The sequence below is a fragment of the Geodermatophilus sp. FMUSA9-8 genome (assembly GCF_037034165.1).
Lineage (GTDB): Bacteria > Actinomycetota > Actinomycetes > Mycobacteriales > Geodermatophilaceae > Geodermatophilus > Geodermatophilus nigrescens.
Genome location: NZ_JBAGKE010000002.1, coordinates 1 through 14494 on the forward strand (window position 1 = coordinate 1; position 14494 = coordinate 14494).

Annotated in this window: 15 protein-coding genes and 1 tRNA gene; 8 read left to right on the top strand and 8 right to left on the bottom strand. The window is 75.2% G+C overall.

The window, feature by feature from the left end; all coding sequences use genetic code 11:
• From WA616_RS04225 to WA616_RS04240, 4 genes are all read left to right on the top strand, one after another.
• A partial coding sequence (locus WA616_RS04225; RefSeq protein ID WP_336027589.1) for an HAD-IC family P-type ATPase occupies positions 1 to 586 on the top strand: 586 nt, incomplete at its 5' end.
• A 267-nt stretch (positions 587 to 853) separates the two neighbouring features.
• Positions 854 to 1447: a TlpA family protein disulfide reductase gene (locus WA616_RS04230; RefSeq protein WP_336027591.1), complete on the top strand. Its 594-nt coding sequence runs from the start codon at positions 854 to 856 to the stop codon at positions 1445 to 1447.
• Positions 1447 to 2325, top strand: a complete 879-nt coding sequence (locus WA616_RS04235) for a cytochrome c biogenesis CcdA family protein (protein ID WP_336027593.1) — start codon at positions 1447 to 1449, stop codon at positions 2323 to 2325. Before WA616_RS04230 ends, WA616_RS04235 begins: the two co-directional genes overlap by 1 nt.
• Before the next feature lie 302 nt (positions 2326 to 2627).
• Positions 2628 to 2699, top strand: a tRNA-OTHER gene (locus tag WA616_RS04240).
• A 70-nt stretch (positions 2700 to 2769) separates the two neighbouring features.
• Here the strand turns inward: WA616_RS04240 and WA616_RS04245 are convergent.
• From WA616_RS04245 to WA616_RS24445, 5 genes are all read right to left on the bottom strand, one after another.
• Positions 2770 to 3717 (bottom strand): ABC transporter permease, encoded by a 948-nt coding sequence (locus WA616_RS04245; protein WP_073421682.1) that lies wholly within the window; start codon positions 3715 to 3717, stop codon positions 2770 to 2772.
• On the bottom strand, positions 3717 to 4925 hold the full coding sequence (locus tag WA616_RS04250; protein ID WP_336027598.1) for a quaternary amine ABC transporter ATP-binding protein: 1209 nt from the start codon (positions 4923 to 4925) through the stop codon (positions 3717 to 3719). Before WA616_RS04250 ends, WA616_RS04245 begins: the two co-directional genes overlap by 1 nt.
• A 1-nt stretch (position 4926) precedes the next feature.
• On the bottom strand, positions 4927 to 5889 hold the full coding sequence (locus WA616_RS04255; RefSeq protein WP_336027600.1) for a glycine betaine ABC transporter substrate-binding protein: 963 nt from the start codon (positions 5887 to 5889) through the stop codon (positions 4927 to 4929).
• 134 nt (positions 5890 to 6023) lie between these two features.
• Complete coding sequence (locus WA616_RS04260) at positions 6024 to 6923, bottom strand: TauD/TfdA dioxygenase family protein (RefSeq protein WP_336027601.1); 900 nt, start codon at positions 6921 to 6923, stop codon at positions 6024 to 6026.
• A gap of 45 nt (positions 6924 to 6968) precedes the next feature.
• Positions 6969 to 7058, bottom strand: coding sequence for a putative leader peptide (locus WA616_RS24445; protein ID WP_425432424.1), 90 nt, complete (start codon positions 7056 to 7058; stop codon positions 6969 to 6971).
• Positions 7059 to 7128: 70 nt separating this feature from the next.
• Between WA616_RS24445 and WA616_RS04265 the strand changes: the two genes are divergently transcribed.
• From WA616_RS04265 to WA616_RS04275, 3 genes are all read left to right on the top strand, one after another.
• Entirely contained in the window at positions 7129 to 8175 is a 1047-nt protein-coding gene (locus tag WA616_RS04265) for an NAD(P)-dependent alcohol dehydrogenase (protein ID WP_336027603.1), read from the top strand.
• 86 nt (positions 8176 to 8261) lie between these two features.
• Positions 8262 to 8681 carry an ATP-binding protein gene (locus WA616_RS04270; protein ID WP_336027606.1) on the top strand — a complete coding sequence of 140 codons (420 nt, stop codon included), beginning with the start codon at positions 8262 to 8264 and terminating at the stop codon, positions 8679 to 8681.
• 121 nt (positions 8682 to 8802) lie between these two features.
• The gene (locus WA616_RS04275) at positions 8803 to 9003 is read left to right on the top strand and encodes a hypothetical protein (protein WP_073421677.1); all 201 of its coding nucleotides are present in this window, start codon (positions 8803 to 8805) and stop codon (positions 9001 to 9003) included.
• An 8-nt stretch (positions 9004 to 9011) separates the two neighbouring features.
• On the opposite strand, the gene WA616_RS04280 is transcribed toward WA616_RS04275, so the two are convergent.
• On the bottom strand, positions 9012 to 9935 hold the full coding sequence (locus WA616_RS04280; protein WP_336027610.1) for an EamA family transporter: 924 nt from the start codon (positions 9933 to 9935) through the stop codon (positions 9012 to 9014).
• 73 nt (positions 9936 to 10008) lie between these two features.
• On the opposite strand from WA616_RS04280, the gene WA616_RS04285 reads away from it, so the two are divergent.
• Complete coding sequence (locus tag WA616_RS04285) at positions 10009 to 10923, top strand: LysR family transcriptional regulator (protein ID WP_336027612.1); 915 nt, start codon at positions 10009 to 10011, stop codon at positions 10921 to 10923.
• A 15-nt stretch (positions 10924 to 10938) separates the two neighbouring features.
• Here the strand turns inward: WA616_RS04285 and WA616_RS04290 are convergent, their stop codons facing one another.
• Positions 10939 to 12420, bottom strand: a complete 1482-nt coding sequence (locus WA616_RS04290) for an ATP-binding protein (RefSeq protein ID WP_336027614.1) — start codon at positions 12418 to 12420, stop codon at positions 10939 to 10941.
• Between the two features lie 64 nt (positions 12421 to 12484).
• Complete coding sequence (locus WA616_RS04295; protein ID WP_336027616.1) at positions 12485 to 14452, bottom strand: SpoIIE family protein phosphatase; 1968 nt, start codon at positions 14450 to 14452, stop codon at positions 12485 to 12487.
• Positions 14453 to 14494: the final 42 nt, after the last annotated feature.

A 14494-nucleotide genomic window follows, 5' to 3' on the forward strand; every position in this document is an offset into this window, starting at 1 on the left:
GCTGCACCGCATGGACATCAGCACGAGCATGCTCACCGGCGACAATCCGCGCACCGCCGCCCACCTGGCCGCCGCCGCCGGGATCGACGATGTGCACGCGGAGCTGCGCCCGGAGGACAAGGCCACCCTCGTCGAGCGACTGGGCCGCCGCGGCCGGGTCGCGATGGTCGGCGACGGCATCAACGACGCCCCCGCGCTGGCCACCGCCGACGTCGGCATCGCGATGGGTGCGATGGGCGCCGACGTGGCGATCGAGACCGCCGACGTCGCACTAATGGGCGAGGACCTGCGCCAACTCCCCCGCACCCTGGCCCACGCCCGCCGGGCGCGGCGGATCATGCTGCAGAGCCTGCTGCTGTCCGGAGCGATCCTGGTCGTGCTCATCCCGCTGGCCGCCTTCGGCGTCCTGGGCCTGGGCACGGTCATCGTCACCCACGAACTGGCCGAGGTCCTCGTCATCGCCAACGGCGTCCGCGCCGGCCGGCTGAAGGCATCCCCTCGGCCGGCCAGCCAGGAGCCCGCGCTCCAGCCGCCGGCCACCGCGGATCACCAAAGGCAGCCGCTGGGCGCAGGCACTCGCCGGTGACCCGTACGCCTGGCCGAAGAACCGCCCCTTGCTCTCGCGCTGCGGTATCCAACCTCCTCACCACCGGCCGCCGTCATGTTGATCGGCACCGGCGAGTGGGGAAGCCCGTCGGCACCGGACACCGGCAGCGGATCCGAGACCGGCTCTGGCTCCCTCCATCGACGGCGCCTGCGCCCGCTCGAGTTCAGCGGCGCCCTTTCTCGTCCTCACCGCCGCTGGACACAAGTCCGTGACTACCGTCCCGTCCAGGTGCGGACGGCGGCGGCAGTGACTCCCGGGCCGACCCGCCGCGCGCTGCTCACGGTCGCGACCGCGGCGGCCTTCAGCGTTCTGGTCGGTTGCTCGGCCGGCGGCGGCGACCGGACGACGCCGGGCGCGCAGTACGAGTTCACCGGCGCCACGCCGACGGCCACCGTCCTTGATGCAGCGGCTCGAGCTCCGGCACCCACCTTCGACGGTGAACTGCTGGACGGCAGCCGGTTCGAGTCCTCCTCGCTGACCGGCGACATCGCCGTCATCAACTTCTGGGGCTCGTGGTGCGCACCGTGTCGGGTGGAGACCCCCGAGTTCCAGGCCGTCTACGCCGACGTCGCCGACCAGGGCGTGCAGTTCCTGAGCATCGACGTCAAGGACCAGCGCCAACTGGCCATCGCCTTCGTCGACAGCGTCGACGCGACCTACCCGTCGCTGTTCGACCCCCGCGGGGAGGTCGCCCTGGCCTTCCGCGGCTTCCCGGCCAACGTGGTCCCCTCCACCATCCTGCTGGACCGGGCGGGCCGGGTCGCCGCCGTCTGCACCGGCGCGGTCCGCGGCGATGACCTCCGCACGGCCATCGACCTGCTGCTCATGGAAGGGACGTAGTGAGCGACCTCGGGGCCACCTTCGCCGGCATCGTCACCGACGGATCGCTGTTGCTGGCGATGGCCGTCGCCGCGCTCGTGGGGCTGATCAGCTTCGCCTCCCCCTGCTGCCTGCCGCTCATTCCCGGTTACGTCGGTTACGTCGCCGGACTGGCCGGCGCTGATGTCACCGCTGAGAACCGCCCGACGGCGAACGCCACCGCCGAAGGCGCTCCCGGCACAGCCACGGTCGGTGTCTCTACACCGACCACAGCGGCGGCGACGACCCCCAGCCGGACGATGGCCGTGCCCAGCCGCCGCCGACTGCTGGCCGGCTCACTGCTGTTCGTTTCCGGCTTCAGCGCGGTGTTCATCTCCTTCGGCGCCCTCTTCGGTGGCCTTGGCCGGCTGCTCTACGAGTGGGCGCCCACCCTGACCCGGGTGGCCGGGGTCGTCACCATCGTCATGGGGCTGTCGTTCCTCGGAGCCTTGACCTGGTTCCAGCGGGAACGCCGCATCCACCGCCGGCCGCCGGCCGGCCTCGCCGGCGCGCCCGTTCTCGGCGTCGTCTTCGGCCTGGGCTGGACCCCCTGCCTGGGGCCGACCCTCGCCGCGGTCAACACCCTGGCCTACACCGAGGCCTCGGCTCTGCGCGGCGCCATCCTGGGCCTGGCCTACTGCCTGGGCCTCGGCGTCCCCTTCGTGCTGGTGGCCCTGGGCACGCGACGCGCGTTGCGGTTCTCCGCCTTCGCCCGGCGGCACGCCCGGACGGTCATGCGGGTGGGCGGGGTGGTGCTCATCGTCCTCGGGACCCTGCTGCTGACCGGCTGGTGGGACGCCATGATGATCTGGCTGCGGGCATGGCTGGCCACCACCGGGCTCGGCACGTCCTCGCTCTGATCCAGGCGATCGAACAGCATCGGACACCGGCCGCGCCGGGCTCCACGGACCTGCCGCCGATCGTCGCCCATCTCACGTGCCGTGGCCGCCGCTCGGACCGGCCACCAAACGGCCACTGGAGACCACTCCCCTCTTCAAGATCACGACCCGACACACCTCCTGCACCGAGGCTGAGCGAGAGGCGTCACGAGCACCGCCGTCCTGCTGGTACACACCCGGTACACGACAGGTCCGTACGGAAGCAATCCTGTCCAACGCCGATCAACGCCGGCTTCATCGACTGACCTGCGTATTCAGCGTCTGCCAACCTCAATCATGCTGCTTCGGAGGGCTCTCCGGAGGCGGGTGCGCAGGTTCGAATCCTGCCGGGGGCACCCACGCGAGAACGGCCCGGACGGTCCTCCGTCCGGGCCGTTCTCGGTTCCTGGTCTCCAGGCGACCGCGTCAGCGGTCCGGCGCCGTCTCGAGCGCCGGGGAGGCCGCCGGAGCGGCCCCCGTGACGGGTGCCTGCGCCGCCGGCTCCCGGTCGCGCAGGCTGCGCTGCGCCCGCGCCGCGCGGAAGCGCGACAGCGCGGCCCGCTGCCCGAACGCCCCGGTCAGCCGGTCGAGGAAGATCGCCAGCAGCACGACGGCGAGGCCGCCCTCGAAGCCGGCGGCGACGTCGAGCTGGGTCACCGCCCGCACCACCACCGCGCCGAGCCCCGCGGCCCCGAGCAGGCCCGCGGTGACCACCATCGACAGCGCCAGCATGATCACCTGGTTGACGCCCGCCATGATCGACGGCAGGGCCAGGGGCAGCTGCACCTCGCGCAGCACCTGCCCGGGCCGGGCACCGAACGCCCGCGCGGCCTCGACGACCTCGCGGTCGACCTGCCGGATGCCGAGCTCGGTGAGCCGGACCCCGGGTGGGATGGCGAACAGGATCGTGGCCACCACGCCCGGCACCACCCCGACGCCGAAGAAGAAGACGGCGGGGATCAGGTAGACGAAGACCGGTGTCGTCTGCATGAAGTCCAGGACCGGCCGGACGACGACGCTCACCGCACGGTTGCGGGCCGCGAGGATGCCCAGCGGGACCCCGATCGCCGCCGCGATGACTGCCGCGACGAGGACCAGCGCCAGGGTCTGCATCGTCTCGGCCCACAGCTCGAGCGACACCACCAGGAGGAACGCCAGCACGGTGTAGAGCGCCAGCCAGGGTCCGCGCAGGAGCAGCGCGACGACGGCGAAGACGACGATCCAGACCACCGGCGGCGGGGTGACCAGCAGGTCGGTCAGGCCCTCGACGAGCGCCGACATCACCGCCGAGACGGCGTCGAACAGCCACGGCACCGTGGCCAGCAGCCAGTCGATGAGGTCCGACACCCACCGGCCGAGCGGGACGTGTGGCATCAGGACCGCCTCCCCCGGGCCGGGACGGCCGACAGGGCGTCGAGCACCGCCGCCCGCGGGACGACGCCGAGCAGCCGGCCGTCGTCGTCGAGGACGCCCAGGGGCACCGTGTGCCGCCCGACCAGGTGCACGAAGTCCACGACGGGCCGGTCGGCGCCGATCGTCGCGTAATCGGGGACGAGCTCGCGCGGGCCGAGCGCGTCGCGGCCCTCCTGCACGGCGCGGGCCAGCAGGTCGTCCCGGGCGACGCCGGCCACCCGCCGGTCGCCGTCGAGGACGTAGACGCCGTTGGCCTCCGCAGCGCCCAGCCGCCGCAGCACCTCCCCCGGCGGGTCGCCGAGCCGGGCGGTCATCCGCGGCTCGCGCACCAGGTCACCGGCGGTCAGCACCCGGGTGCGGTCGACGTCGGAGGTGAAATCGGCGACGTAGTCGTCCGCGGGCGCGGAGATGATCTCCGGACCGGTGCCCAGCTGGACGGTGCGGCCGTCCTTGAGCATCAGGATCCGGTCACCGAGCCGCATGGCCTCGTTGAGGTCGTGCGTGATGAACACGATCGTCTTGGCCAGCTCCGACTGCAGCCGCTCGAGCAGGTCCTGCATGTCCCGGCGGATCAGCGGGTCGAGTGCGGAGAACGGCTCGTCCATGAGCAGCACCTCCGAGTCGGCCGCCAGCGCCCGGGCCAGCCCGACCCGCTGCCGCATGCCACCGGAGAGCTCCTCGGGCCGGGCACCGGCGCGGTCGATGAGGCCGACGGTCTCCAGTGCCCAGTCCGCGCGCTCGCGCTGCACGGCCGCGGGCGCCCCGCGGACCTTGAGCGCGTAGGCGGCGTTCTCCCGGACCGTCCGGTGCGGCAGCAGCGCGAAGTGCTGGAAGACCATGCTGATCTTCTCGTTGCGCACCGTCCGCAGCTCGGCGTCGTCGAGCGCGCGCAGGTCGCGGCCCTCGACCTCGACGGTGCCGGCGCTCGGCTCGATCAACCGGTTGAGCAGCCGCACCAGCGTCGACTTGCCCGAGCCCGACAGGCCCATCACGACGAACAGCTCACCGCGCTCGACGGCGAAGCCGACGTCGTGCACGGCGAGCGTCGCGCCGGTCCGGCGCAGGATCTCGTCGCGCCCGAGCCCCTCGCCGGCCAGCCGCAGCGCCTCCTGCTCCCGCGCGCCGAAGACCTTCGTCAGGCCCGTGACCCGCAGCACCGGGGCCGTCACGTCAGCCGATCCACTCGTCGATCTGGTCGGCGTTCGCGTCCACCCACTCGCGCGCCACCGCGGCCACGTCCTCGCCGTCGACGTCGACCCGCTTCTGCATCTCCTCCATCTCCTCGACGGAGATGCGGAAGTCCGTCAGCAGGTCGACGAACGCCGGCGCCTGCTCGCGCAGCTCGTCGCTGGCGGCGATGTTGGCGCTGTAGGAGGGCATCGCGCAGGCGCCGTCGCCGGTGGTCAGGCACCCGTCGCTGTAGGGCGTGGGCTCCTCGAGCTGCACCATGTCGTACTGCGCGAAGACCGCGTGCGGGTGGTACAGGTACAGCACGATCGGCTCCTCGCGGCTGTAGCTGTTCGCCAGCTGCGCGAGCTCGGCGGCCTCGCTGGACACCACGTGCTCGAGCCCGATGCCGTAGCCCTCGAGGCGCTTGGCGTTCTGCTCGGTGGTGATGTAGCCGGGGTCGGCGTCGTAGAACTTGTTCCCGAGCTGGTCGGCGTACTCGTCGAGCTGCGTGACGCTGGTCAGCCCCTCGAGCGGACCGCCCGGCTCCAGCGCGTACGCGGGGACGAACCAGCCCTGCGAGGCGTCCCCGTAGGTCTCCGACACGATCTCGACGCGGTCGGCGGCGGAGTCGGCGAGCTCCTGCTGGTTGGGCAGGGCGACCTCGGTGAGCAGGTCGATGTCCCCGCGCTGGGCGCCCGCCCACGCGGCGGCCGGGTCGAGCTGGGTGGTGGCGAGCGACGCGACCCCGAGGTCGGGGTTGTCGGCGGCGATCTCGCCGAGGATGCCGGTGGTCAGGCCGGCCGCGGTCCAGCTGAACTGCGCGGTCTGGACGGTGATCCCGTCGCCGCTGCCGGAACCGGCGCCCGAGTCGGGCTGCTCGCTGGTGCAGCCGGCGACGGCGGCGGCCAGGACGGCGGTGAGGGCCACCGCGGAGGCGCGGGGCCGGAGGGTCGTGCGCTGCATGGGGTCTCTTCCCTGGAGGTCGTCGGGCCCGGGAGGCCGCGGCGGACGGAGGCGCGCGCGACGAGGCGCAGGCCCCTCCCTGGGAAGAGCCTGCGCCTGAGGCGGCGGTCGTGCTGGGCGGGGGTGTCCCGCCGTCACCCGGCGGAGGGACCGACCGGGGCGTCGCCGCGCAGCGTGATGCGGTGCATGACACGGCGCTGGTCGCCGTAGTCGCGGTTGGCGTAGTGCACCGTCGAGCGGTTGTCCCACATCACGACGTCGCCGACCGACCAGCGGTGCCGGACGACGTGCTCCGGCTTGGTGATGTGCGCGTAGAAGAGGTCGAGGAGGTACCGGCTCTCGGCGTCGGACACGCCCTCGATGTGCGACACGAAGCCCGGGTTGACGAACAGCCCCTTGCGGCCGGTCTCGGGGTGCACGCGGACGACCGGGTGGGCGACCGGGACGAGGGCGCGGTACTCCTCGCCCTCCCACTTCGTGCGCTCCTCGCGCTGGGCGATGTAGTAGCCGAACTCGCGGGTGCCGTCGTGCACCGCGACGAGCTGGTCGGCCAGCCGCTGCACCGGCTCGGACAGGGAGCGGTAGGCCAGCTCCAGGTCGGCCCACTGGGTGTCGCCACCGGTGGGCGGGAGGACGACGGCGCGCAGCACCGACCCGAGCGGGGGCCGGCGGACGAAGGTGACGTCGGTGTGCCAGATGTCGGCGAACCCGCCGGTGGCGCTGTCGAGCGCGTAGATCTCGGGGTGCTCCTGGTCGACGCCCGGGACGACGGGGTGCGACTCGGTGACCTCGCCGAGCCGGCGGCCCAGCGCGATCTGGCTGTCGGGGTGCAGGTCGTGCTGGCCGGCGAAGAACAGCACCTTGTACTCGGCGAGCGCGGCCCGGACGGCCCGGACCTGCTCGTCGGTGGCGCGGGCGAGGTCGAGGCCGTGGACGCGGGCGCCGATGGTGGGCTCGAGGCGCTCGAGCTCGAGGGTGGCGACGTCACCGTGGACGTCGGCGGGCTGGGTCGGGGCTGCGGCGAGCAGGGTCATGCGAGGACTCCGGGGGATGCGGCGGGACGGGACGGGGGACGGTCCTCAGGCCCGACAGAGCGCGCTCGCGCACCGCAGCAGGTCGACGTGCCGGCGCTCGACGAGCGCCAACCGCACAATCCCGACCGACTGCATGGGGATTACCGTAGCGGTCGATCGGGTCCGGCGACACGCGGGTGCCCTCGTCCCGCCCCCTGGAGGACCCGTGCCCACCACCGTCCGCGCCTACGCCGCCACGTCGCCCACCGATCCGCTGGCGCCGACGACGATCGAGCTGCGGGACGTCGGCCCCCGCGACGTGCGCATCGACATCCGGTACGTCGGCATCTGCCACTCCGACATCCACACCGCGCGCAGCGAGTGGGGCGCCACGCGCTACCCCGTCGTCCTCGGTCACGAGATCGCCGGGGTGGTGGCCGAGGTCGGCGCCGAGGTGAGCCGGTTCCGCGTCGGCGACCGCGTCGGCGTCGGCTGTCTCGTCGACTCCTGCCGGGAGTGCCGCTACTGCCGGCGCGGGGACGAGCAGTTCTGCACCGAGGGCTACGTCGAGACCTACTCGAGCACCGGGCGGGACGGGCGGCCCACCCAGGGCGGCTACGCCGAGGGCATCGTCGTCACGGAGGACTTCGTCCTGCGCATCCCCGACGGCCTGGCGCTCGACGTGGCCGCCCCGCTGCTGTGCGCGGGAGTCACCGTCTACTCCCCGCTGCGCCACTGGGGAGCGGGCCCGGGGACCCGGGTCGCCGTCGTCGGGCTGGGCGGGCTGGGGCACGTGGCCGTCCAGGTCGCCGCCGCGCTCGGTGCCGAGGTCACGGTGCTGTCCCAGTCCCTGCGGAAGCAGGAGGACGGCCTGCGCCTGGGGGCGGGCCACTACGCCGCCACGAGCGCCCCGGACACCTTCGCCCGCCTGGCGGGCTCGTTCGACCTCGTCCTCAACACCGTCAGCGCGTCGGTCGACGTCGACGCGTACCTGTCGCTGCTCGACGTGGACGGCACGCTGGTCAACCTCGGGATCCCCGAGCACCCGCAGTCGCTGGACGTCGCCTCGCTGCTCATGCGGCGCCTGTCCTACGCCGCGTCGAACATCGGCGGCATCCGCGAGACCCAGGAGATGCTCGACTTCTGCGCCGCGCACGGCATCGCCGCGGAGGTCGAGACGATCGGCGTGGACCGCGTGGACGAGGCCTTCGACCGGGTGGTGGCCTCCGACGTGCGCTACCGCTTCGTGATCGACACGACCACCCTGGCGTGACGCGCCGGTAGCGGCCGGCACCGGGGGGTTGCCGATCTCCGGGACGGGGAACACCGGTATCGGACGACGCCGACCGGAACGAGCCGATGACCGCACGGAACTGGCCACGACGGCCCTGCCCCGAGACCACGGGGTCCCGCTACGACTACGAACTCGCCACCGCGGCACAGCTGCGCACCATGCGCGCCGGGCTGCGGGAGTGGCTGCCCGCCGTGACCAGCGACCCCGACCTGCTCGACGAGCTGCTCCTGACCCTCGACGAGCTGGCGTCGAACGGCCTGCGGCACGGGCTCCCGCCCGTGCGGGTCAGCGTCGCGCCCTCGGCGGGCGACCTGCTGCTCGCCGTCAGCGACGCCGTGCCCGAGTGCGCGCCGGAGCCGGCGACGGGGCGGGACCCCGCGCAGGGCGGGATGGGCCTCAACCTGGTGGCCGACCTGTCGATCGCCTGCGGCTGGGACGTCCACGACGGCCGCAAGCACGTCTGGGCCTGCCTGTCCCGGGGCTGACCGGAGGGCCGGCACCCCTCGGGAGGAGGACCCGCGGCGGGCCAGGAACGCGGGACGCCCGGCCCGGCGTTGTGCTCCCTGGACGACGCGCCCGCCCCCGGTGCGCGCCCGAGGAGGGGACATGGACTACCTCAACCGCCTGCGCTCCGAGCGCCCGGTGCTCTACTGGCTCGTCCTGCTGGTCGGGTTCTGGCTGGCCTTCCAGCTCCTCCTCGGCGTCGCGCAGCTGCTGCTGGGCGGCTTCGCCCTGCCGGCGTGGGCGCCCCTGGCGCTGGTGCTCGGCGTGCTCGTGCTCGTCGCCCGGCGCCAACAGGGACGCTGACCCACCGGTCAGGACACGGCGGCCGCCGGGGCCTCCGCCGGGAGGGCCGTCCGGCGGCGCGGGCGCAGCTGCACGACCACCACGGACGCCAGCACCAGCAGGCCGCCGGCGAGCTGGACCGGCGTCAGCGACTCCCCCAGCGTCACGGCGGCCAGCGCCGCGGTGACGAGGGGCTCGGCGGTGGACAGGATGGCCGCGGTCGACGGGCCGGTGCGACGCAGCCCGGCGAAGAAGGCCAGCATCGCGACGACGGTCGAGACGACGGCGATGCAGCCGACCCACAGCCACCCGGCCCGGCCGAAGCCGAGGTCCAGCCCGCCGCCGGCGACCGCCCGGCCGGTGAGCGCCACGGCGGCGCCGGCCATGACCAGCGCGGACAGCACCACCGGCGCCAGCCGGTGCACCACCGTGTCGGCCACGAGGATGTAGCAGGTGTAGGTGACGGCGGCGCCGAAGGCGAGGGCCACGCCCGTGCCGTCGAACCGCACGCCGCCCGCGCCGAGCAGGACCAGCAGCGTCCCGCCGGACGCGACCAGCAGCGCCGCGGCGCGCGCCGGGGTCAGCCGGTCGCGGCCGAGCAGCACCGCGGCCAGCGTGACGAGCGCCGGATAGGTGTAGAGCACGAGCGCCACCAGCGAGGCGTCGATCCGCTCGAGTGCGGTGAAGTAGAGGGTGGCCTGGGTGGCGTACCCGACGGCGCCGAGCGCCAGGGCGGTCAGCAGGAGCCGCCGGCCGAGCGGCCGCCGCGGCCCCGGGCCGCCCGACCGCAGCCCGGGCCGCAGCGCGAGCACGCCGGCCAGCAGCAGGGCGGCGAGGAGGAACCGCAGCGCGAGGAGCGCCTCGGGCCCGACCCCGGCGGCGTAGGCGAGCTTGCCGAACACCCCCATCGCGCCGAAGCAGGCCGCCGACAGCAGGCACAGTGCGAGACCCACGCCGGACAGCCTCGCCCGCACGTCCCGTCAGCTCCAGCGACGGTTCGTGGACCGCACTGGTTAGCGTCCCTGCATGGTCGAGTTCGATCTCCGCCGGCTGCGCGTGCTGCGGGAGCTGGAGCTGCGCGGCACCCTCGGCGCCGTGGCCGCCGGGCTCGGCTACACGCCGTCGGCGATCTCGCAGCAGCTGGCGGTCCTGGAGCGGGAGGCCGGGACGCCGCTGCTGGAGAGGGCGGGCCGGGGCGTGCGCCTCACCGACGCCGGGCGCCTGCTCGCCCGGCACGCCGGGGTCCTGCTCGCCGCGGCCGAGGCGGCGCGCGCGGACCTCGCGGCGCTCGGCGGCGAGGTCCGCGGCACGGTCCGGGCGGGCGGCCTGCAGTCGGCCACCCGCCGCCTGCTCGTCCCCGCGGTGGCCGGCATGCGCGGCGAGCACCCGCGGGTGCGGGTCGAGGTGTCGGAGCTGGAGCTCGAGCAGGCGCTGCCGGAGCTGCGGTCGGGCGGCCTCGACGTCGTCGTCAGCGACGAGTACGACGGCCACCCGCGCCCGCGGCCGGCGGGGCTGCGGTTCGCCGTGCTGCACGAGGAGCCGCTGCACCTCGTCCTGCCCGCCGACCACCCCGCGGCCGTCCCGGGAGGCCCGGTCGCCCTGGCGGACCTGCGCGACGACGCCTGGGCGGCCTCCGGCGCCGGGACCGGGCACACGGCGCTGGTCGTCGGCGCCTGCCGCTCCCTGGGCGGGTTCGAGCCGGACCTGCGGCACCGGTCCGACGACGCCGACGTCCAGCTGGAGCTCGTGCGCCGCGCCGGCGCCGTCGCCCTGCTGCCCGCGCTCACCCTGCCCGGGGGCGACCCGGCGCTGGCCGTGCGCGACGTCGCCGGGGCCGCCGTCCGGCGCCGGCTCGTGCTGCTCACCCGCGACCAGCCCGCTCCCCCGGCCCTGGCCGCCTTCCTCGACGCGGTGCGCGGCCGGGCGGAGCAGCTCGGCTGAGCGGGCCGACGGCGGTCAGCCCGGGTAGGCGACCCAGCCGCCCGGGAAGGCGTCGGGCGGGGCGAGCCCGGGCCGCGGGCCGCCGTCGAGGTCGTCGGCCGCCGCGACGACCTCCTCGGCGCCCACGCCGAGCAGCACCCGGGTGACCTGCTGGGTGGAGTCGAGCAGGTCGTCGAGGGCGCGGTCCACGTGCGCCCCGGTGACCACCTCGACCGGGTCCTGCTCGTGCAGCGCCTCGAGCACCGCGCGGCGCAGCAGCTCCTTGAGGAACGACGCCGTCACCCCGTCGGTGCGCTCGACGGCCCGCTCGACGTCGTCGCCGGTGAGCCGCAGTGGCACCGCCCGGCCGTAGAGCCGCAGCAGGTCGCGGCGGGCGGCGGCGTCGGGCAGGCCGACCTCGACCGCGACGTCGATGCGCCCAGGCCGCGCGGCGAGGGCGGGCTCGAGCAGGTCGGCCCGGTTGGTGGTCAGCACGAACAGCAGGTCGGCGTCGGGGGCGGCGCCGTCCATCGCGTCGAGCAGGTCGAACAGCACCGGGCTGCCGCCGGGACCGAACGAGCGCTCGGCGGCCACCAGGTCGACGTCCTCCAGGACGACGACGGCCGGCTGCAGCTCGCGGGCGAGCTCGGCGACCGCGCCGATCGCCCCGAGGGAGCGGCCGGTGAGCAGCAGCCGGGTGTAGTCGTCCATCCGGCCGAGCAGCCACCGCACGGTGTGCGTCTTGCCGGTGCCGGGCGGGCCGTAGAGCAGCAGGCCGCGCTTGAGGTGCTGGCCGGCGGCGCGCAGGCCCGCGCGGTGCTCGGCGACCCCGACGGCGTGCCGCTCGACCCGGTCCAGGACGACGGCGGGCAGCACGACGTCGTCGCGGGTCAGGCCCGGCGGCTCGAGGAAGGTGAGCTCGACGCCGCCCATCGGCGTCGGCGTCACCTCGACCAGCTGCCCGCGGTAGACGTTGCGCTCGCGGCGCAGCCGGTCGAGTTGGGCCAGCACCTCCTGCGCCGCGCGGACCGGCAGCCCCGCCACCTCCACCGACAGGGTGGGCCGGTGCTCGCCGGGGCCCTGCACGAGGAGCACGTAGTGCCCGCTGGCGTCGGTGACCAGCAGCAGCGCGAGCCGCAGGCAGGCGAGCGTCGAGTCGGGGCCGTCGGGCAGGTCGACCACCGCCGGGGCGGACAGCCGCACCGGCGGCAGCGCCTCGCCGGTCATCAGCTGCTGCAGCGAGATGTCGCCGTAGTGCGGCGGGAGGACGACGCCGTGCACCTCGACCGTGCGCCCCTCGGCGGCCGTCCAGGCGTCCAGCGCCGTCTGCAGGTTGACGTGCTCGAAGCCCGACAGCGTCCGGGAGACGACGGACTCCGCCAGCCCCGCCGCGCCGAGCGCCCCCCGCACGAGGGCCACGACCTCGTTGGCCCCCTGCGCCGGCGCGTGCAGCCAGTTCAGCAGCGACTGCAGGCCCTCGGCGAACCGCCGCGCCTCGTCGTCCGACGCTCCCGCCACGCTTCCCCCGCTCCGTCGGCCCGGCCGTGCCGGCGGAGCGTAGCGATCACCGGCCTGTGGCGCCTCAGCCCGCGGCGGGCAGCCGCACCAGGTCGAGCACCGCCCGGGCCGCGCTGCCCGGCGGCGCGAGCAGCACGAGCTCGCGGCCGTGCCCGGCGAGCTGATCGCGCACCCGGTGCAGGACCTGCACGCCCGCACTGGCCAGCAGGGTGACCGCGGACAGGTTGAGGGTCAGCGACAGCACGCCGCCGCGGGTGGCGGCCGCCACCGTGCGGTCGAGCTCGTCGACGCTGGTGACGTCGACCGGCCCGCTCACCCGCAACCGCACCGCGCCGGGGGCGCCGTCGGGCTCCTCGGGCACCACGCCGAAGGGCTCACGGGGCGGCGCGGCGGCGCCCGGGCCGGCGTCGGCGCCGAGCATCGCCGGCCGGTGGAGCCGGTGCCGGAGCGTGACCACGGTCCCCGCGCCGCCGTCGGAGCGCTGCACGTGCAGGGAGTCGGTGAGCTGCTGGGCGAGCAGCAGCCCGCGCCCGCGGTGCGAGGCGCCCGGGTCGGGGTCGCGCCACCGCCCCTCGTCGGCGACGCGGCACTCGAGCACGCCGTCGGGCAACAGCACCGCGTCGAGCCGGACCGGGCCGGTCTCCCCGCGCGGGTAGGCGTGGTCGACGGCGTTGGCCACCGCCTCCCACACGGCGAGCTCGACCGCGCCCCGGTCGTCGGCGGCCGGGTCCAGCTCGTCGAGCCACGCGTCGACGGTCCGCCGCAGCCGGCGCACCTCGTCGCGGGCCGTGCCGGAGTCGGCGTGCAGGGGCGGCACGGGCACCGGGAGGCGGTGCGCGGCCAGCGTGGTGACGTCGTCGTCGTAGCCGGTGCGGGTGAGCAGCTCGACGGTCAGCCGGCACAGCCGCTCGTCGGGGGTGCCCGGCGCGCCGAGCGGGAGGGCCCGGTTGGCGGCCGCGTCGGAGGCGACGCCGGCGAGCTCGGCCATGCCGTCGGCGATGCTGCGGAACGGCCGCTCGATGAGCCCGTCGCTGTACAGGAGCACCGTCTCGCCGGGCGCGAGGACGTCGTCGGTGATCTCGGGGACGGAGCCCGGGGCGGCGGTGCCCAGCGGTCCCGCCGCCCCGGGGGCGAGGAAGCGGGTCGTCCCCTCCCCGTCGACCACGAGGGGCGGCGGCTGGCCGCAGCAGGCGTAGCGGAGGGCGCCGGTCACCGGGTCCAGGACGACGAGCGCCACCGTCGCGGCGTGCAGCCGGGGGTTGCGCGCGGCGAAGGCGTCGGCCCGGGCGAGCGCCTCGGCGGGCCCGAGGCCGGCGAGCAGCGCGTCGCCGAGGACCGCGCGCAGCTGGCCCATGGCCGCCGAGGCCGCCACCCCGTGCCCGACGACGTCGCCGACGACGAGCGCCACGGTCCCCGCGGGCAGCGGGATCGCGTCGAACCAGTCGCCGCCGGCCACCTGGTCGCCCGCGGCCACCAGGTACCGGGCGGAGATCCGGGCGCCGGGCAGCACCGGCAGGGTGGCCGGCAGTAGTGCCTCCTGCAGCGTCGTGACCAGGGCCCGCGCGTCCCGGAAGCGCCGCTCGGCGTCGGCGGCCTGCTCCTGCGCCGCCTGCCGGGCGAGCACCTGCTCGGTGACGTCGTGGGCGAAGGTGGCCACGCCGTCGACCTCGCCGTCGGCCGAGCGGGTCGGCGCGAGGTGGAAGTCGAGGAAGACCTCCTGCAGCTCCCCGGTGCCGCCGGGGTCCACCTGCAGCCGCCACTCCCGGGCCACCCGGTCGCGGCCGGTCGTGAACACCTCGTCGAGCAGCTCGAAGATGTGCTGGCCCTCCAGCTCGGGCAGGGCGTCGCGGATCGGCAGGCCGACCAGGTCGTCGCGGCCGAAGAACGCCCGCATCGCGCCGTTCGCCGCGACGACGGCGTGCTCCGGGCCGCCGTAGACGCACAGGATCAGCGGCATCTGGTCGTAGGCGACGCGGACGGCGGAGGCGTCGCCGACCAGCCGGTCGGCGTCTGCTCCGCCGCGCTGCACCACTCGCCCACCCGCCCCGCGGTCCTCCGGCGCGAGCGCGCCGCG

Coding starts and splice junctions, on each gene's coding strand:
- WA616_RS04260 (WP_336027601.1), bottom strand. CDS start 6,923: ATGACCCTGCTCGCCGCAGCCCCGACCCAGCCCGCCGACGTCCACGGT.
- WA616_RS04270 (WP_336027606.1), top strand. CDS start 8,262: ATGACCGCACGGAACTGGCCACGACGGCCCTGCCCCGAGACCACGGGG.
- WA616_RS04275 (WP_073421677.1), top strand. CDS start 8,803: ATGGACTACCTCAACCGCCTGCGCTCCGAGCGCCCGGTGCTCTACTGG.
- WA616_RS04255 (WP_336027600.1), bottom strand. CDS start 5,889: ATGCAGCGCACGACCCTCCGGCCCCGCGCCTCCGCGGTGGCCCTCACC.
- WA616_RS04245 (WP_073421682.1), bottom strand. CDS start 3,717: ATGCCACACGTCCCGCTCGGCCGGTGGGTGTCGGACCTCATCGACTGG.
- WA616_RS24445 (WP_425432424.1), bottom strand. CDS start 7,058: ATGCAGTCGGTCGGGATTGTGCGGTTGGCGCTCGTCGAGCGCCGGCAC.
- WA616_RS04285 (WP_336027612.1), top strand. CDS start 10,009: ATGGTCGAGTTCGATCTCCGCCGGCTGCGCGTGCTGCGGGAGCTGGAG.